Source organism: Rhizobium sullae, assembly GCF_900169785.1.
Taxonomy (GTDB): domain Bacteria; phylum Pseudomonadota; class Alphaproteobacteria; order Rhizobiales; family Rhizobiaceae; genus Rhizobium; species Rhizobium sullae.
The window spans coordinates 19,401-36,179 of record NZ_FWER01000047.1 but is presented as its reverse complement, the minus strand read 5'-3'; the positions used below and the strand labels follow the sequence as shown (position 1 = coordinate 36,179).

Genomic DNA, 16,779 nt, shown 5'->3' with positions numbered 1-16,779 from the left:
ACTTGCCGGCGAATGGCCGCATAGAAAAAACGCCGCGAAGGATGAGCATCCTTGCGGCGCAGCAAAATGCTGAAATCAAACAGGGCAGGCACGTCAGGCACGGGGCTCTCCGCCTCATGCGGACCGCCGGTGCAAGCTCGGGGGCGGAAAACTTCCGCAATTCTTAAAGGACCGGCTTCGGCGTCGGCAGCGGAATGGCGCCAGTCACGACCTGGTCGGAAGCCGATTCGTCATCGACCGGGGGGCGGTAGGGCATCGGCTGGTTCAGCGCGGCAGCCTTTTCTTCCTTTATGGAAGGAGCAGCGGCAGCCGGGGCAAGCGGTGCGGCCGGTGTCGCCTCTGCAAGTTTCGGCGCGGCCGTGTTGTCGTCGGCGAACTGGCTGTCCAGCAGCTCGTAGGCGACGCGGGCGCCTTCGCGGGCCCGGTAGCCGAGGGCGGTGAGCGTTTCCGCGCCCTTGGCGCAGACCTCCGGCTTCTCGCTGCACATGCCGGTGAGATAGTCATAGGCGCCGCTTGCGGCGGTGAAGGCGTCGGAGAATTGGATTTGCGGGTCGCTGGCAAGCCGTGTCGAGCTCTCCGAGCTGAAGAGCGACAGCGCTACCAGCACAAGGCCGAACCAGAACGATCCTTTGATCAGAAACCACATCGTCGTTGCCCATCCTGTTTCCCGTCCGGTCTTCTTGCCGAATCAGGCCCGGTTTTCCGGTGTGCTTTCACCCTAGCGGGGAAATGCGAATGCCACTTTTCAAAACTCGATGGCATTTGCGGCAAATTTAATTCGAATTTTAAATAAAGGCATCCGGACCGCATTTCAGTCAAATTGTAGCCATCGGCGTTAAGCATGGCCGGGGCGGCTCGCTGTAATTGCAGGGATTCCCTAAGGGCAGCGTGCCACAAAGGTTAACGCAAAGCCGAAATGCGAGCGAAATCCGCCGCTTACCCGCTATTAACCACAAAACCCGAAGGGCTCTGCGGATGGCTCAAAATGGGATTTTTGCGGCTTTTCGGCTGTGGAGAGCCGCGTTGCCTTATCCTTTCTTTAAGCCGCCGAGGCCTATTGTCCGGGTGTCTAAAGAGCCATTTCGGCGGGTATTGCGTGCAAGTATTGAGTGACATTGGCGGACGGGCGGCAGCCCTCGTGGACCGGGCAGCGGCAGGCTGGCTTTCCCGCACGGGAAGCGGCGAAGCTGTTGCCGAGCGAGAGCTTGCGATCCTGCGCCGACTCGTCTTCCTCTCCTCCGCAGCGTTGGTTGCCGCGCCGGCCGGCCTCTCCTTCGTCACCAGCCCGGCCGTTGCTCTGCCCGCAGGTGTCGCGACCGTCTGCGCCGCCTTCCTTTTTTCCGCCGTCGGCAGCATCGCGCTTGCGCGTCAGGGCGCCGCCGCGGCAACCGTCGTCGCAGCGCCCGCCGAAGACTTCTTCCTGGAAACCAGCGCCGGTCTCGTCCTCTTCCTCGATCCGCAGGGGAGCGTCACCACCGCCGGCGGCCGCGACTGCCGCGAATTCCTTGCGTGGATGCGCGATCCGAAGGGCAGGGGCTTCATCGAGCAGGTGCATGTCTCCGACCGTATCCTCTTCCTGCAGGCGCTCGACGGCTTGCGCCAGGGCGAGGAGAGCGCCAGCGTCGACCTTCGCCTCGACCGTCCCTGCGTCTTCCGCGATCTCCGCCAGTTCGCGCATCTGAGAATGGACATGACGGCGCGGCGCGATCAGGACGGCGAGCTCCTGGCCGTCGTCGCCCAGCTCCGCGACGTCTCGGTCGAACAGCAGCTGCGCATGGAAGCCCGGAGCCGGGCTGACGACGCCGAATCGGCCAACGACGCCAAGTCGCGCTTCCTCGCCGCCGTCAGCCACGAGCTGCGCACGCCGCTGAACGCTATCCTCGGCTTCTCCGATATCCTGCTCGGCGAATATTTCGGCAAGTTCGACAATGAGCGGCAGCGCGAATACGTGACCCTGGTGCGCGAATCCGGGGCGCACCTGCTCTCCGTCGTCAACACCATGCTCGACATGAGTAAGATCGAGGCCGGCCGCTACGAACTGCTGCTAGAACCTTTCGATATCGGCGCCTCGATCCGCTCCTGCGAGGCGATGCTTTCGCTGCAGGCCAAGGGCAAGGGCGTGACGCTGACGAGCCGCATCCAGCGCGGCCTGGACGAGGTCGTTGCCGACCAGCGCGCCGTCCAGCAGATACTCATCAATCTCGTCGGCAATGCCGTGAAGTTCACCGATGCGGGCGGCGCCGTCACCGTCGACGCGGCAGTGCGGGACGGCATTCTGCAGATCAGCGTCAGTGACACCGGCATCGGCATTCCCGCCGACAGGCTCGCAACGCTCGGCCAGCCCTTCATGCAGGTGCAGAACGATTATACGCGTCATTATGAAGGCACGGGACTCGGCCTGTCGCTGGTCAAGGGCCTCGTGGCGCTACATGGCGGCCACTTCGCGATCGCCAGCGTCCCCGGCGAAGGCACGATCATCACCATTTCGATCGCAGCGGATGGCTCAGGCGCCGATGCCGCACATGCGGCAAAGGACGGGGCCGCCACCGATTTCCCGCCGCGCCTGAAGGCTGCGGCGACCAATGTTGCCGGACTGGAAGAGGGGCTTTTCGATGGCCGCGCGCAAGCGAAAATCGCCTAAGGGAAGGAGAGGCCGGCAGCAGCCGGGTCTGCTTCTGACAGGGGCTGCCGCCTTAGGCGGCGTGGGCATGACGGGTGCATCGGCGCTCGGCGGCGTCATTGCGCGCAATCCGTCGGTGGCAGGCGGCACCACCGCCTTCATCGTCATCTTCAGCTTCGTCGCCGCCAACGCGCTCTGGTATCAGCCGGGCACGCATCCGCACCCCTTCTTCCGCACCCGCGATGTGCTCTCGCCGTTCTCGATCGGCCGTCCAACCGTCGAAGAACCGCACCCGAACGAGGTCACGACCTTCAAGATCGAACGTCCGGGAGACGAGGGCGCTGCCGCGACCACCAGTGCGACGCCGCCGGCCGCAGCAACCGGAGAACAGCCAAGCCAGCTCGTCATGGACATCCAGCAGGAGCTCATCCGCCGCGGCCTCTATAACGGCACGGCCGACGGCATCATCGGCCCGCGCACCACCGCCGCCATCTTGTTCTTCGAGGAAACCGTCGGCATGCCGCAAAGCGGCAATGCGACGCCCGACGTGCTTGCAGCCCTCAGGACCGATTCCATCGGCCCCTTAACCGTTCCCGCCGAGAAGCCGCGTGAGGACGTGACCTCGAAAGCCTCGGCCGAAGACCCGGTCGCGGCCGCCATCCGCAGTGCCGAAAAGCAGATCAAGACCGCGCCGGCCGCCCCGAAGCAGGTGCCGCCGCCCGAACTCACCAATGCCGACCTGGTGCTGAAGATCCAGAAGGGCCTCTCCAACATGGCCTACGCCAATGTCGGCGTCGACGGCGTGGCCGGCGAACAAACCCGCACCGCCATCCGCCGCTTCCAGAAGCACTATAACCTGCCCGAAACCGGCGAGCCCAACGAGGCGGTGCTGAAGAAGCTCAAGGAGATTGGGGCGATTTGAGGCTGGGTGAGGGCGGTTCGGCGCCAAGGGCGGCCTTAGTCGTTAGCCAATCCGTCGCCGACGCGGACCAAATCACTTCGGATACCGCAGGGCCTCCACGACCAGTGCGAAGGCCGGCGAGTGTTGGCGGCGGCTCGGATAATAGAGGTGGTAACCCGGGAAGGGTGGGCACCAGTCGGACAGCACGCGGACGAGCCGGCCGTCGGCGATATAGTCTCGCGCATGGTCTTCGAGCATGTAGGCAAGGCCAAATCCGTTCATTGCTGCCCGCAGCCTGAGCCGACCGCTGTTGAAGACGAGACGGCCTTCGACGCGAACGTTCAGCTCGCGGCCGTCCTTCTCGAATTCCCAGATGGAAAGGCCTTTCGAAGTCGGCAGCCGGATATTTATGCATTCATGCGCCGTGAGATCCTGCGGCGTGGCTGGAGGCGGACGCCGGGCGAAGTAGGACGGCGAACCAACCACTGCCATGCGCATATCAGGCGCGATGGGCACAGAGATCATGTCCTTCGCCACCTGCTCGCCGAGCCGTATGCCCGCGTCGTAACGATCTGCAACAATGTCGACAAGCGACGGATCGGACGTAATCTCGATCCGTATATCGGGATATTCCTGCATCAGGCCTTCCAGGGCAGGCCAGACGATTGTTTCCGCGGCGTGTTCATTCGTTGTGATCCGAATGGTACCGGCGGGCTTATCCCGCAAGTCGTGCAAGCGCGCCAGCTCCGCCTCGATTTCCTGAAACCGCGGCGCGAGTGTCTGCAGAAGGCGTTCTCCGATCTCCGTCGGGGAAACGTTGCGTGTCGTGCGCGCCAGCAAGCGCATGCCGAGCCGATCTTCAAGGTTGCGGATCGTCTGGCTGAGCGCGGACGGCGAGACACCCAGCTTGATCGCTGCCCTCGTGAAACTTTGCTCCCGAGCGACCGCCACAAAGGCCGCTAGCGAGTCATAACCGCCGTTTTCCATTGTTTAGAATTCCTAACAAGTTCATGCCGATTGCAGGATCTAATCAACGTATATCGAAGGCTCTACTTTCGGGACAAGCGGAATATCCATGTCCGGACATTCGGGCAGAAAGCTTCGTCACGGAGGACGCCATGAATTTGAACTCCCTTCCTCACCCGAGCAGACGCCAGTTCCTTTCGGCCGCGGCGGCGGCCCTTGCATCGCCGGCCCTGTTTGCCGCGGGCCGCGCAAAAGCCGCCGAACCGGCAGCTATAAGGATCGCGAATGGCATATTGCGCGGTGTGTATGACAACGGGGTCTTCAGTTTCAAAGGCGTTCCATACGCCGCCAACACGTCTGGAGCCAACCGGTTCAAAGCCCCGCAGCCGGTACCGAACTGGAGCGGTGAATTTGATGCAACACGCTATGGCGCGCTCAGCCCGCAAGTGCGAACGACTATGGGCGAGGGCCCGATGTTCGAATGGTATGACCAGAACGAGCCGCTCGGCGAGAACTGCTGCGTTTTGAATGTCTTCACGCCCGGCCTCGACGCAGGCGCGCGCAGGCCGGTGATGTTCTACATTCACGGTGGCGGCTACATCAACGGGGGCGGTGGCGGTGCAGGCCTTGACGGCACGAACCTTGCCAATTTCGGGGATGTCGTCGTCGTGACGATCAACCACCGGCTGAATGTCTTCGGCTACACCAATCTCTCCCACCTGGATGGCGAGAGCTTCGGGGACGCGGCCAATGCCGGCCATCTCGACATCGTCGCGGCCTTGAAGTGGGTGCGGGACAATATCAGCGTCTTTGGAGGCGATCCCGGCAACGTGACCGTTTTCGGGCAGTCAGGCGGCGGATCGAAAATCATGATCCTTCTCTCGATGCCGGAGGCCCGAGGTCTCTTCCACCGCGCGATCAGCATGAGCGGCGCGGCTGGCCTCAATGTCGACGAGGCATCGATGATGGAGCCTTATGTCAACGCGTTGGTCTCGCAACTCGGTCTCGGCAGGGACAACCTTTCGGCCATCCAGGATGTCCCGTTCGGAACCCTGCTCGAAGCACGGAACCGGGCCGTGTCCAAGTCGGGCCTCGAAGGGGCGCGGCCCGTGATCGACGGCCGGCACATCGTTACGCGGCCCATGAGCCCGGATGGCCTGGCGATGCATGCGAAGGTGCCGCTGCTGCTGGGGTCGACCAAAACCGAATCCACCCTGTTCTTCATGAGCGACATGCGCAATTTCGAGCTGACCGAATCGCAGATGCGTGAGCGGATGCGCAAGGTCTTCAATGTCGATGACGTGAAGATCGGCGCGATCATGTCGGCCTACCGTTGGACCGATCCGGACATGACGCCTTCGGACATCCTGGTCGCGGTCGCGTCCGACGTGCAGTTCCGACTGCCGCTTACGACCGCAGCCGAGACGAAGTCGGGCGTCGAGGGGCAGTCGCCCGTTTACATGTACAGCTTCAACTGGGCGATTCCGTTCCAGGGCGGCGTCCTCGGGTCACCACACGCGGTCGACATTCCCTTCGCATTCGGAAACGTCGACAAGGCTGGCGCGATGGCCGGACCGGGCGCCGCACCGATTGAGACCTCCCTCAACATGATGGCGGCCTTCGTCAGTTTCGCCCGCTCCGGCAATCCCAACAACGCCCGGATGCCGGAATGGCGTCCCTACGACAGCAAGACGCGTACGACGATGCTGGTCAATGCCACCTGCGAGGCCGCGAACGATTACCGGGGCTCGGCGCGGCTTGCTGTCGCGGATTTGAAAATCGACCCGTTCAACCGCGCGGCGCTTTATCGCTACGAGGCGTGACGCCTCGACCCACTTGCCGGCCTTTGAACGATCACCCCGTCATGCTACACCGCGCGCATGATCGATCACGCAGGCGAAGTTCTGATCCTGACCGGTGTGCCCGGATCGGGAAAGACTACCACGGCACAGGCGCTCGCAAATCAGCCCGGCTCGTCCAAGGTGCATCTCCACTCCGACGATTTCTGGTGTTTCATCAAGAACGGCGTAATCGCGCCCTATCTGCCGGATGCGCGTGAGCAGAACAGGATCGTGATCGATGTTCTTGCCAAGGCGGCCGAAGGCTATGCCAGGGGCGGCTATTACGTCATTCTCGACGGCATCGTCGGGCCCTGGTTCCTGGCGCCCTTCAGGGCGCTTTCCGTACCGCTTCACTACGTCGTCCTGCGTCCAGCGCTCGACGAGGCGATCCGGCGCTGTAAGGCGCGCGGCGGTGATACGCTGGCCGATCCCGGGCCGATTGCAGAGCTGCACCAGCAGCTCTCCTTGCTGGGGGAGCTGGAACGGCACGTTCTTCCGGTAGAGGGGCTGAGCCGCGAGGACGTGCTGCGCCAGGTGATCGGCGTGGTGGAGAGCGGAGAATTCCGCCTGGCGCCCTGAGCCGGACTTAGCTTGATACGGCCGTACCCCTGCCATTCTCATTCTCGCTGGCTCCGGCAGCACTCAATCGCTCCGCCGCAAGCTCGATGAATGCCTTGACCGCAGGCGAAAGGTGCCGGCTGCTCGGGTAGACGGCGTAAAGGCCGCCGGCCCGCGTCGTGTAATCGCCGAGAACGCGGCAGAGCCGCCCGTCCGTGATGGACGCTTCGGCCATCCTGTAGGGCAGCTGGGCGATGCCGTAGCCAGCAATCGCAGCGGCAATCACCGCCTGCATTTCATTGGCGGCGAAGCGTCCGGACACCATGACGCTTTCCTCGCCATGCGGCCCCTGCAGAACCCAGTGCGCATTGGTCGTCGACGGGCCTGCGATGACGCAGTGGTGGAAAGCAAGGTCCGCCGGCGCTTCCGGCACGCCAAGGCGCGCCAGATAGTCCGGGCTGGCGCACAGGATACGATGCGTCGAGCCGAGCTTGCGGGCGATCAGCGTCGAGTCCGGGAGGATGCCGGTGCGGAAGGCGAGATCGATGCTGTCCTCGACGAGATTGAGCCTGTCGTCGGTCAGGCGCAGTTCGACCATGGTTTTCGGATACGTCGCAAGGAAGCCGGACACCGTGCCGGAGAGGAAGCTGCCGAAGCCGACGGGCGCGGATATCCGGATCGTTCCCGATGGCTCCGCCCGCACTTCCGCAAGGCGCAGGTTCGCATCCTCGATCGTCCGCAGCGCCTGGCTGCTCCGCTCGTAGTAGAGACGTCCCGCATCCGTCACGCTGAGGCTGCGCGTCGTGCGCTGGAGGAGACGGATGCCCAGCTCGCGCTCGAGCGTGGCAATGCGGCGGCTGACCGTGGTCTTGGGCATGCCGAGCAGGCGCGCGGCGCCGGTGAAACTGCCGGCTTCGACGACGCGGGCAAACACCAGGATATCGTTGAGATCGAGCATTGTGCCACCTTTGGGACGATGTTTTCCAATTGTAGGCCATTATGGATCAATGTGACAGACACTAAGTTTGCTCGATCGGAAACGAAAAGGAGCAGACACATGAACAACAAACGAAGCGTTCTGGTTACAGGCGCCACCGGCCAGCAGGGAGGCGCGGTTGCGCACGCACTCCTTTCGAGAGGACATCGCGTCAAGGCGCTGACCCGCAGGGCGGACAGCGATGTGGCGCGGCGGCTGGCATCGGCCGGTGCTGAGATCGTGGTGGGCGATCTCGGCGATGCCGCCTCGATCGTGAAGGCTGCAAGCGGCGTCGACACCATGTTCCTGATGGGCAACAGCTACGAGGCCGGGGTGGAGGAGGAGACCCGCCAGGGCATCATTGCCGCCGATGCGGCGAAGGCCGCCGGCATAGGGCATCTGATCTATTCGTCCGTTGCCGATGCCGACAAGAAGACAGGCATCCCGCATTTCGAAAGCAAGTATCTCGTCGAAAAACATGTGGCCGGGCTCGGCATTCCCTACACGATCAGCGCGCCGGTCGCCTTCATGGAGAATTTCGTCGCGCCGTGGTCGATCGGCGCGCTCGGCCAGGGAACGCACGCTTTCGCGATGCCGCCCAAGCGCGTCCTTCAATTGGTCGCCCTGGCGGACATCGGGGCTTTCGTCGCAGCCCTGGTCGAGCGGCGCGAGGAGGTGTTCGGCAAGCGTTTCGATTTCGCCGGTGACGAATTGTCCGGCGAGGCGCAGGCGAAAATCCTCTCGCAAGCCATCGGCCGTCCGATCAGCTATCAGGAAATCCCGATCGCCGTCGCCCGCCAGCAAAGCGAGGATGTTGCACTCATGTTCGAGTGGTTCGACAAGGCCGGATACGACGCCAACATCGCCGCCTTGCGTAAGGATTTTCCCGAGGTCCGCTGGCACGGTTTTTCCGATTGGGCGCGCGAGTTCGACTGGAGTGTCCTTGAACGGACGCCCGCTGCCGGCTGAGTTCTCCTAGACATCGCCGGGCGATGCCGGTTGCAACAGCAACCGGCATCGTTCGTTTTCGTCGCGGGCCATTTGCGGTATATTAACTGGATGGAACGCCGGTACGCCAAATGGATCGCAACGCTATTGCTTGTGGCTGCAGGGAGCATCGCCGCGGCGCACCCGGACTCGCGCTGCACCTGCCGCAACCGCGACGGCATGAAGTACGAGCTTGGCGAGATCGCCTGCATCAGGGTTGGTGGGGCGTCCTATCTCGCACGCTGTGAAATGGAGCTGAACGTCACGACCTGGCGGAAACTGCGCGACGGCTGCCCGACGGCCTGAGCCGCGGCGGCGGATATCCGATCAGTCAAAAGCCGGCCCAACCGGACCGGCTTCGGATCCGTAGCGGTTACCTGATCACCGGTTCGCCGTGATAACGGCGCTTTGACCGCTTCGATACGCCGAATCCCACTTCCATCATCAGGCGCGGCGTATGCTTCGCGAGCGTTCCCATATGGAAGCCAAAGGGGTCCTCGACGAAGCCGGTGCCCGCCTTTCCGGTCAGCGTGACGGCGCTCTCCTTGCCGTAGAAGTTCAGCACGTCGTCGGCCGAATGCCCGACGAGCAGCGTCAGTTGGTGCTTCATCCGGCGGCGGTTATGGCTGCCGCGAACATAAACATGCGGACCGGCATCCGCATCGACGTCGGAGAGGTAGAAGAAGAACTTCAGCATCCGCCAGTCGTCGAGATCGAAGTGAAATTTGAACGAGGCGCGGCTGAGATCGGCTTCCGAGGCGGATTTCGTCGGGAAGCTCCACCATGTCCGCGTGGTGATCAATTTCGCCTCGCCGCCGAGATAGTGCCGGGCGATATCGAGGAGAAGGGGGTCTTGCTGCACGGCGACCGCCGCCTCGCATTGCAGAACCCGTTCGAAGTGATGGCCGCTCAGGATCGTGCGCCCGAAGCGGCGTTCCGCTTCGGCATGCTCTCCGGCGAGAAACTCGAGCTTGCGCTCGAAATTGCCAAAACACGGCGTCTCGTGCCCAAAGCGGGCGATCTCCTCCTGGACGTCCGCCGGCAGCGTGAGGCCTGTGAAGATGCCCGTTCGTCGCAATTCCGCGGCCGCTTCATCCGCCCTGATGTCGCCGAACATCGACGGTGCTACTGTTGCCGAAGACGGAACACGTCGGGCGGTGAGCCAATGTGCCCGGCGGAACGGCATCGTGCGGGCGAGCAGGAACATCGGCAGCCAGGCGGGATTTTCCTTGAGATCGGTTAAATAGGTTGGCACGCGAGCCGCCATGCGGCGAAGGGGCCCGCCGGTGCGGGCAATGGCTTCGAGGTCTTTCGGCTTGGATTTGGGCGTATCAAGCATCTGACATCCTTATTCGAACGGTTTCCCATGGAGTTTTCCCCGCGGCACCCCAGCTTACGCTAGACGGATTTGGGTCATGATGCAATGCAACATGGCAATTGCAGTCTGTGCTATGTTTTATAACCAATTGAATAAGTTAACGAATTTAGGACGCTGAGTCTTGGAAAACAGCGATGTTGCCCACTATGCATGTGGCAACATGAGGGCAGCGTGCCGATTTCGAAGCCGGTTGGGGCGCCTAGAAGAAATGAAAATCGTCAGCGGCAAGCGATGTGCCGTGGCTCACGGCCGCAAACGCCACGGCCGCCGCATCGCCGCTCCCGTCGGAATCGAAGAGCAGGCGGCCGGAGCACGTGTCGTAGAGGATGCGGTCGTCGTCTTCCAGCGCGGCTCTGCCTTTCACGAAGGCCTCCGGGTCGAGCGTTCCGGCCGCGGCCCCGGTAAAGACGGAGCTGTCCAGCCGCAAGGTGTCGTCTGCGGAGGAGAAGTCGAGGATCCTGTCGCAGTTCGCCCGGCCGGGCCTGGTGTCGAAGACGAAGATGTCGTCGCCCGCCCCGCCGGAGAGGATGTCGCGGCCGGTTCCGCCGTTGAGAGTATCGTCGCCTTCACCGCCGCGCAGGCGGTCGTCGCCCGCGCCGCCGTTGAGCGAATCGTCGAGCCGGCTGCCGGTGATCCGGTCATTGCCGCCCATCGCGGCGACGAGGACCGGGTGATCGTAGGCTTCATAGCTAACGACGTCTTTCGCGTCGGTGAGCGCGATCTCTTCGGCCGGCGGGACGACCGTGATGGTGATCGTCGCCAGATTGCTGTTGCCCTGGCCGTCGGTGGCGTAGACCGTGAAACTGTCGGTGCCTGTGAAGCCGGCGGCTGGAGAATAGTCGAAGAGGTTACCGTTCAGGTAGTCCTGGTGATAATGCAGGCTGCCCACATACTGGCCCTGGTGAAAGGCGTAGTAGCCTGCTTCGTAGAGCGTCTCCTGCTGCAGCGTGCCATGGTCAGGCCCGTCCACGACGACGAAGCTCAACAGGTCGAAATCGGCGTCCGCCGCGCTGAACTTGACGTCGTCGAGCGATTGCCCCGGCGAAAGCATGAAGCTCAGGTCGGCAGCGGTGGGCGCATGATTGACGAAGGTGTCGGGCTGCAGCGCGCCGCCTTCCAGAACGATCTGGTGCGGACCGTACTGGGTGTTGTCGCCGCCGAAATATTCGTTGGCGCCCTGCCACGTCACCACGATGTCGTCGGGGCTTTCGGCGGTGATGGAGATGATCTCGGTCGAAAGATAGGCCGCCTGATCTGACAGCGTGCGGATATAGCGGCCCTCGTTGTCGAAGACGAAGGTTTCCACCGTCGTGAAGATCTCGGTCCTGCCGTCATTGGTGAAGGTGGTCACGGTAAAGAAGCCGTCGAACACGTCGACCGAAGCAAGATCGACCCAGCCGTAGGGGTAATCCGTATGCGCGGTCCCCGGCCCAAGGACGTCGCCGTCCGTTTCCGCTATACTGAAGAGGATCGCATCGGGGCTCTCGTTGTTGACGTCTTCCCATACGCTAAGCTCGCTGCCATTGCTCAAAGTGGGCATCGTATTTTTCCTTCGTTGCAGGGAAAGGGAAACGGTTCCGGGACATCTTTACGGAGAGGCAGGATAGCCCGACGCACAGGGTGATCAAGCGCGGCGATCACGCCGACGCTTCCTTCGGCACGCGCGCTCGAAATCTGGTAAATTTTCTTCCTCGAAAGGAGTGGATATGTCCACAAGTGACCGGCAAGCCCATTGGCAGACTGTCTACACGACAAAGGCGGAGACTGAAGTTAGCTGGTACGAGGATGCGCCGGACCTCTCGATGGTTCTGCTGCGCCAGGCCGGGTTGACGCCGGACATGTCCGTCATCGACATCGGCGGCGGGACCTCGCGGTTGGTCGATGCCCTCGTGGCATCCGGCCAGGCCCATGTCAGCGTTCTCGATCTTTCCGCAGCAGCTCTCGAAACGGCCAAGGCGCGGCTGCCGGGCGCCAAGCAGGTGCAGTGGATCATCGCGGACGTGACTGCATGGATGCCCGCCCGCCAATATGACTTCTGGCACGACCGCGCCACCTTTCACTTCCTGACGGAGGCGGCCGACCAGCAGGCCTATGTTCGCGTACTGGCGCAAGCTCTCAGGAACGGCGGCAAGGCCGTGATTGGCACCTTTGCACCTGACGGACCGGAAAGGTGCAGCGGCCTGCCGGTTGCCCGCTACGATGCCGAAAGCCTGCAGGCCGTTCTCGGCAGTGGGTTCAAGCTCGCCGCAACGTGCCGGCATCAGCATAGGACCCCACGGCGATCGGTGCAGCAGTTCCAGTTCAGCACATTCGAGAAGATTGCCTAGATCGCAGCACCCGCCGTTTTCGCAAGCACGAACGGCCTGCCGGAAAACGGCGAAAGCTCTGCGATTTGATCACTTCGCGTGCGGGCTTCGCACCTGCAAGAAAAATGCTGCGACAACGTGCCTGCTGGGCCTTGAAATTCATTAGGGCAATATCGAAATGTAATTTCGATTGTCAGTGGCCGCTGGTTTCGGGGGCGAAAAAGCGCGCTAAAGACGGCGGTCAATCCGCTCGAAAGATACCATACGTATGGTATCTTTTCTTGCTCGATACCGCTCGCCGGGCCGGCCTCATAGCCGGTCTGGCTGGAGATTTTGCCTGTCGGGATAGTTCGAATGTTGTTCGAAGATTCCGGCAATGCCATACCCGAAACACATATTGATGATCGTGTCATGTATAAATCAATCGCCTCCCTGAGCAGTGCGGACAACCCGCGACTCTACAAGGTCCTTTTCGACCATTTCTCGTCCCTCTACCCGGCAATCGCCAAATCGAGCGCGGCCGAGTTTCACTTGGGGGGCGATCAGACTTTTCGGCTCCTTCGAGGGTCGAAGGATATCACCTTCGAGATTGTCTATTCCGACATTTCCCGGTTTGCCTCGATCACCCGATCGTTGAACTCACGGGCAAAGAAATACATCAAGGGTTTTGCTCTTCAGTGGAACACCTCGCGCATCCCGCCTCCACGGGAGCTTCTTCAGCTTCCGCGTCCGCTGGATGAAACGCGGGCTCCCGACGATGTGCTGATGATGATCTTCCATCTTGATCAGGCCGACCAGGTCGAAGCGGAACGAAAGATCATGGCATGCATCGGCGCGCTCTATCCCTCCGGTCCGCGATTGCAGGGGGACGACTATAACGGCCAAAAAGCGATAGCGCAGCTCGCGGACTGGCTGTCGTTCCAAGACGCAAAACACGTGCTTGACATCGAAGATCCGGACCACGCGGCAACGATGCTCATCTCGATGATGTTTGGGGGAATTGCATCCCGCATGACTGCAGGTGGCGGCTTGCCGGACAGATCGAGCCTTATTGGTTATCTCAAGGACTGCATCCATCTCTTCGTGAGAGGTTGCCGCTATAAGGAGGCCGCCTGACCGGAGGAGCCGGACATGGCGCTGCCGACGGCCGTTCACCTTCTTTCGTGAGCCGCCGTGCGCTCGGCTTTCCTCTGTTGGAATCTCTCTCAGCGATATCTTGAAGTTGCCCAGGCCCCGGCAATCTTGATGGTGAATCGTGGCTCGGACGGGCCTGATTGTGGCAAAAATACAACGCCCGCCGGTTCGAGCTTATTTTTGGTACGAAGACGTTTATTAAATAATTGACGGGCTGGCGCATCGCCTGTTCTAAAGGTCGCGTTGCCGGGGCAAATCGCCCGGTAACTCCTGGCGGACTGAAATTTCAGGGGACCGCATCCATCGCGCTAGCAAGAGCCAACCTTGGGGTTGGCCTCTGGAACGGAGACAAAAATGAATATTAAGAGCCTTCTTCTCGGCTCCGCTGCTGCTCTCGCAGCAGTTTCCGGTGCTCAGGCCGCCGACGCCATCGTCGCTGCCGAACCGGAACCGGTTGAGTATGTCCGCGTCTGCGACGCTTACGGTACCGGCTACTTCTACATTCCGGGCACCGAAACCTGCCTCCAGATCGGCGGCTACCTCCGCTTCGACGTCGGCTTCGGCTTCGGCGATGCACTCGACAACAATTCCTCCGAGGACTGGGATGCCCGCACGCGTGCGCACATCAACGTCGTCGCAAAGAACGATACGGAATACGGCACTCTCACGAGCGCGATCATTCTTGAATCCAACTTCCGTCCGAATGGTGTAGACAGCGACGCTCGCACGGCTGGTGCATCTTCCACGTTCGGCGGTTCTCAGAACAGCACGGTCATCGACGAAGCTTACATCGACCTCGCCGGCTTCCGCGTTGGTAAGTTTGCCAACTGGTGGGATGACGACTTCTCGGGCGAAACCGACATCATGACGACCCTCGATGGTTCGACGAAGCAGAACTCCATCCGATATCAGTACGACGCTGGCGACTTCTATGCCGGTATCGCTCTCGAAGAACTCGTTCAGACGGACGGTGGAAACGCCAACAACCTCGGTATCGACGGTTCCATCGGCGGTAAGCTCGGCGGCTTCACCTACGCGGTTCTCGGCGCTTACGACACCGACGCCCAGGAAGGCGCCGTACTCGCAAAGGTCGGCGTTGACGTCGGCCCGGGCACGCTCTCGGTTGCCGGTATCTACTCCACGGGTCTGGGCGATCAGGGCTTCAACGGCTATTACGACGCCGGCGAATGGTCCGTTGCTGCTCAGTATGCGCTGAAGGCAACCGACAAGTTCACGGTCACGCCTGCTGTTCAGTACATCGACAACATCGATGCCGACGCTGACGGCAGCTGGGACAGCGGCAACGAGATTCGCGCCGGCGTTACGCTCGACTACAAGATCGTAGAGAACCTTTCCACGAAGCTCACCGCAACCTATGTCAAGGACGACCACGACAACGCGGCGGATCAGGACTGGGTCGAAGGCTTCTTCCGCCTGCAGCGCGACTTCTAATCGAAGAGATAAAACTGATCAGCTTGACCTCCGATCAGTTTCGAGAGGAGAGCCCGGTATCCCAGCCGGGCTCTCTGTCTATTGTTTAGACATACAATCCCTTGGCGAAGATCTTGAGGCTTGAGCGAAGGTAGGCTTTCGTTCGCGTGGCGCGTTCCGCCAAGCCGGTGCCGGCGCGGTCGATGCTCAAGCTCCCGAAGACGATGCCGATCAGCATGGTGGCGGCGGCGTCTGCATCGACAACCGTTATGCGGCCGTTTCGCCTCAGCTGCCGGAACCACTCGGCGAGCTTGGCATGCGCGACGCTGAAATCGTCCCGCAATTCGGCGACCTGTTCCGCCGCTTCCCAGCCGACCTCTATCATGAAGTAATCGTTCATGCCGGCCGCATCCAGCGCACCATCCTCGTCGATAAAGAAGATACTGGCGAGCCGTTCTTCCAGCGGCAGCTGGTCATCTATTTCCGGTATGAAGAAAATCGAATCGCTTCGCGATTTCAGTATATCCCGCAGAAGGTCGGCTTTTCCGTCGAAGAACTCGTAGAAGGTTCTTTTGGAGATGCCGCATCTGGCCGCAATCACGTCAACCGTCGTATTGATGTATCCGTATTCGATAAAGACATCGCGCCCCACGCCGATGATCTCATCTCGCCGCTGATCAGCGTCCACGCTTTTAGGGCGCCCGCGCGGCCTCTTTACATTTTCCCCAGCTTTCGAACTCACGATCCCTCATCGCCTGTATTTTTTATCCCGGCCCCGCACTGATACATGAACCGTCGTGGCGGGTACAGGCATCCGGACCCTCTCGCCCGCACGCGCCGCTTTTCTCGCCCAGCTCACGCATTGTCACCATTGCGTTACGGCCTCAAGCTTCTCAAAAGAGTTTGCCCGAAGCAACACAGATGTTATTTTATCCGGCACACATTACCATCGCGCGGAGCACGTTGTGATTGCGTGCCGGGGGGCAAGAGATAGACGATGGAAAGTTCATACAGGCGCAGGAAACAGCCGGAGCTGGTCAAGCGGACCCTGATAGACGAAGCGGCAAAACTGGCCGTGCGGGAAGGGCTTGCCTCGGTGACCGTTCAGGCTGTATCGGACGCTGCAGGCGTGACCAAGGGCGGCTTCATCCATCATTTTCCGAGCAAGAAGGATCTGATCGACGCCGTCTTCGGAGAACTCCTTGAAGCGATCGATGACGATATCGATACACGCATGGCCAAGGACCCGGAGCCCTATGGCTCGTTCACCCGCGCCTATATCGACTCGGTCTTCGAAAATAACCTCTGCGCCAAGGGCGGCCAATGGGCGCCCCTGACGATTTCGGCGCTGACGGACCCGTATCTGCGCGATCTCATGGCAAACTGGGTCGAGGAACGGGCGCAGCGCCACAACGATACCGACGGCGATACGCGCTTGAAGATCGCCCGCCTGGCCGCCGACGGCATCTGGCTTTCCCATCTCTACAAGATCAAAATCACCGATGCAAAAAACCTGAGGTCTGAGCTTTTGGCAACCACCGGGAAGCCGGATGCGCAGCACAAGAACGAGGACGTTTGCCCTGATTCAAGCGTGCGCCCTACAACCTAAGTCTAAACCGCCGCCTTCGTTTGCAACTTATTAACCATATTACCTGAACCTTCTCTAATCTACTGGAGGAGC

General features: G+C 61.4%; 16 protein-coding genes. 10 read left to right on the top strand and 6 right to left on the bottom strand.

Annotation, left to right across the window (positions count from 1 at the left end):
- Positions 1-163: 163 nt before the first annotated feature.
- Positions 164-646, bottom strand: coding sequence for a DUF5330 domain-containing protein (locus BN1800_RS29520; protein ID WP_087002541.1), 483 nt, complete (start codon positions 644-646; stop codon positions 164-166).
- Positions 647-1,096: 450 nt separating this feature from the next.
- Between BN1800_RS29520 and BN1800_RS29515 the strand changes: the two genes are divergently transcribed.
- Both BN1800_RS29515 and BN1800_RS29510 read left to right on the top strand, forming a co-directional pair.
- On the top strand, positions 1,097-2,641 hold the full coding sequence (locus tag BN1800_RS29515) for a sensor histidine kinase (protein ID WP_037140607.1): 1,545 nt from the start codon (positions 1,097-1,099) through the stop codon (positions 2,639-2,641).
- Positions 2,613-3,542, top strand: a complete 930-nt coding sequence (locus tag BN1800_RS29510) for a peptidoglycan-binding protein (RefSeq protein ID WP_087002539.1) — start codon at positions 2,613-2,615, stop codon at positions 3,540-3,542. Before BN1800_RS29515 ends, BN1800_RS29510 begins: the two co-directional genes overlap by 29 nt.
- Before the next feature lie 72 nt (positions 3,543-3,614).
- Here the strand turns inward: BN1800_RS29510 and BN1800_RS29505 are convergent, their stop codons facing one another.
- Positions 3,615-4,508: a LysR family transcriptional regulator gene (locus BN1800_RS29505; protein WP_087002537.1), complete on the bottom strand. Its 894-nt coding sequence runs from the start codon at positions 4,506-4,508 to the stop codon at positions 3,615-3,617.
- Between the two features lie 131 nt (positions 4,509-4,639).
- Here BN1800_RS29505 and BN1800_RS29500 point away from each other — a divergent pair, with 131 nt between their 5' ends.
- Both BN1800_RS29500 and BN1800_RS29495 read left to right on the top strand, forming a co-directional pair.
- Positions 4,640-6,310: a carboxylesterase/lipase family protein gene (locus BN1800_RS29500; RefSeq protein WP_087002535.1), complete on the top strand. Its 1,671-nt coding sequence runs from the start codon at positions 4,640-4,642 to the stop codon at positions 6,308-6,310.
- A 57-nt stretch (positions 6,311-6,367) separates the two neighbouring features.
- The gene (locus BN1800_RS29495) at positions 6,368-6,907 is read left to right on the top strand and encodes an AAA family ATPase (protein WP_425299075.1); all 540 of its coding nucleotides are present in this window, start codon (positions 6,368-6,370) and stop codon (positions 6,905-6,907) included.
- 7 nt (positions 6,908-6,914) lie between these two features.
- Here BN1800_RS29495 and BN1800_RS29490 read toward each other — a convergent pair whose 3' ends face one another.
- The gene (locus BN1800_RS29490) at positions 6,915-7,844 is read right to left on the bottom strand and encodes a LysR family transcriptional regulator (RefSeq protein ID WP_087002533.1); all 930 of its coding nucleotides are present in this window, start codon (positions 7,842-7,844) and stop codon (positions 6,915-6,917) included.
- Positions 7,845-7,943: 99 nt separating this feature from the next.
- Between BN1800_RS29490 and BN1800_RS29485 the strand changes: the two genes are divergently transcribed.
- Together BN1800_RS29485 and BN1800_RS29480 are read left to right on the top strand one after the other, a co-directional pair.
- Positions 7,944-8,831, top strand: a complete 888-nt coding sequence (locus tag BN1800_RS29485) for an NmrA/HSCARG family protein (protein WP_087002531.1) — start codon at positions 7,944-7,946, stop codon at positions 8,829-8,831.
- A 90-nt stretch (positions 8,832-8,921) separates the two neighbouring features.
- Positions 8,922-9,155 carry a hypothetical protein gene (locus tag BN1800_RS29480; protein ID WP_027507528.1) on the top strand — a complete coding sequence of 78 codons (234 nt, stop codon included), beginning with the start codon at positions 8,922-8,924 and terminating at the stop codon, positions 9,153-9,155.
- Positions 9,156-9,222: 67 nt separating this feature from the next.
- Here BN1800_RS29480 and BN1800_RS29475 read toward each other — a convergent pair whose 3' ends face one another.
- Both BN1800_RS29475 and BN1800_RS43515 read right to left on the bottom strand, forming a co-directional pair.
- The gene (locus tag BN1800_RS29475) at positions 9,223-10,188 is read right to left on the bottom strand and encodes a phytanoyl-CoA dioxygenase family protein (RefSeq protein ID WP_087002529.1); all 966 of its coding nucleotides are present in this window, start codon (positions 10,186-10,188) and stop codon (positions 9,223-9,225) included.
- A 238-nt stretch (positions 10,189-10,426) separates the two neighbouring features.
- Positions 10,427-11,767 carry a calcium-binding protein gene (locus tag BN1800_RS43515; RefSeq protein ID WP_087002527.1) on the bottom strand — a complete coding sequence of 447 codons (1,341 nt, stop codon included), beginning with the start codon at positions 11,765-11,767 and terminating at the stop codon, positions 10,427-10,429.
- A 166-nt stretch (positions 11,768-11,933) separates the two neighbouring features.
- On the opposite strand from BN1800_RS43515, the gene BN1800_RS29465 reads away from it, so the two are divergent.
- From BN1800_RS29465 to BN1800_RS29455, 3 genes are all read left to right on the top strand, one after another.
- Positions 11,934-12,554, top strand: coding sequence for a class I SAM-dependent methyltransferase (locus tag BN1800_RS29465; RefSeq protein ID WP_087002525.1), 621 nt, complete (start codon positions 11,934-11,936; stop codon positions 12,552-12,554).
- A 333-nt stretch (positions 12,555-12,887) separates the two neighbouring features.
- Positions 12,888-13,649 carry a TetR/AcrR family transcriptional regulator C-terminal domain-containing protein gene (locus BN1800_RS29460; RefSeq protein ID WP_027507525.1) on the top strand — a complete coding sequence of 254 codons (762 nt, stop codon included), beginning with the start codon at positions 12,888-12,890 and terminating at the stop codon, positions 13,647-13,649.
- 372 nt (positions 13,650-14,021) lie between these two features.
- Entirely contained in the window at positions 14,022-15,119 is a 1,098-nt protein-coding gene (locus BN1800_RS29455; RefSeq protein WP_027507524.1) for a porin, read from the top strand.
- An 85-nt stretch (positions 15,120-15,204) separates the two neighbouring features.
- Here BN1800_RS29455 and BN1800_RS29450 read toward each other — a convergent pair whose 3' ends face one another.
- Positions 15,205-15,786 (bottom strand): TetR/AcrR family transcriptional regulator, encoded by a 582-nt coding sequence (locus BN1800_RS29450; RefSeq protein ID WP_051336416.1) that lies wholly within the window; start codon positions 15,784-15,786, stop codon positions 15,205-15,207.
- 309 nt (positions 15,787-16,095) lie between these two features.
- Here BN1800_RS29450 and BN1800_RS29445 point away from each other — a divergent pair, with 309 nt between their 5' ends.
- Positions 16,096-16,707, top strand: a complete 612-nt coding sequence (locus tag BN1800_RS29445; RefSeq protein ID WP_051336415.1) for a TetR/AcrR family transcriptional regulator — start codon at positions 16,096-16,098, stop codon at positions 16,705-16,707.
- Positions 16,708-16,779: the final 72 nt, after the last annotated feature.

Excerpts from the sequence above, each read along its gene's own strand:
- BN1800_RS29520 (WP_087002541.1), bottom strand. The coding sequence starts at position 646 with ATGTGGTTTCTGATCAAAGGATCGTTCTGGTTCGGCCTTGTGCTGGTA.
- BN1800_RS29510 (WP_087002539.1), top strand. The coding sequence starts at position 2,613 with ATGGCCGCGCGCAAGCGAAAATCGCCTAAGGGAAGGAGAGGCCGGCAG.
- BN1800_RS29505 (WP_087002537.1), bottom strand. The coding sequence starts at position 4,508 with ATGGAAAACGGCGGTTATGACTCGCTAGCGGCCTTTGTGGCGGTCGCT.
- BN1800_RS29500 (WP_087002535.1), top strand. The coding sequence starts at position 4,640 with ATGAATTTGAACTCCCTTCCTCACCCGAGCAGACGCCAGTTCCTTTCG.
- BN1800_RS29495 (WP_425299075.1), top strand. The coding sequence starts at position 6,368 with ATGATCGATCACGCAGGCGAAGTTCTGATCCTGACCGGTGTGCCCGGA.
- BN1800_RS29490 (WP_087002533.1), bottom strand. The coding sequence starts at position 7,844 with ATGCTCGATCTCAACGATATCCTGGTGTTTGCCCGCGTCGTCGAAGCC.
- BN1800_RS29485 (WP_087002531.1), top strand. The coding sequence starts at position 7,944 with ATGAACAACAAACGAAGCGTTCTGGTTACAGGCGCCACCGGCCAGCAG.
- BN1800_RS29480 (WP_027507528.1), top strand. The coding sequence starts at position 8,922 with ATGGAACGCCGGTACGCCAAATGGATCGCAACGCTATTGCTTGTGGCT.
- BN1800_RS29475 (WP_087002529.1), bottom strand. The coding sequence starts at position 10,188 with ATGCTTGATACGCCCAAATCCAAGCCGAAAGACCTCGAAGCCATTGCC.
- BN1800_RS43515 (WP_087002527.1), bottom strand. The coding sequence starts at position 11,767 with ATGCCCACTTTGAGCAATGGCAGCGAGCTTAGCGTATGGGAAGACGTC.
- BN1800_RS29465 (WP_087002525.1), top strand. The coding sequence starts at position 11,934 with ATGTCCACAAGTGACCGGCAAGCCCATTGGCAGACTGTCTACACGACA.
- BN1800_RS29460 (WP_027507525.1), top strand. The coding sequence starts at position 12,888 with ATGTTGTTCGAAGATTCCGGCAATGCCATACCCGAAACACATATTGAT.
- BN1800_RS29455 (WP_027507524.1), top strand. The coding sequence starts at position 14,022 with ATGAATATTAAGAGCCTTCTTCTCGGCTCCGCTGCTGCTCTCGCAGCA.
- BN1800_RS29445 (WP_051336415.1), top strand. The coding sequence starts at position 16,096 with ATGGAAAGTTCATACAGGCGCAGGAAACAGCCGGAGCTGGTCAAGCGG.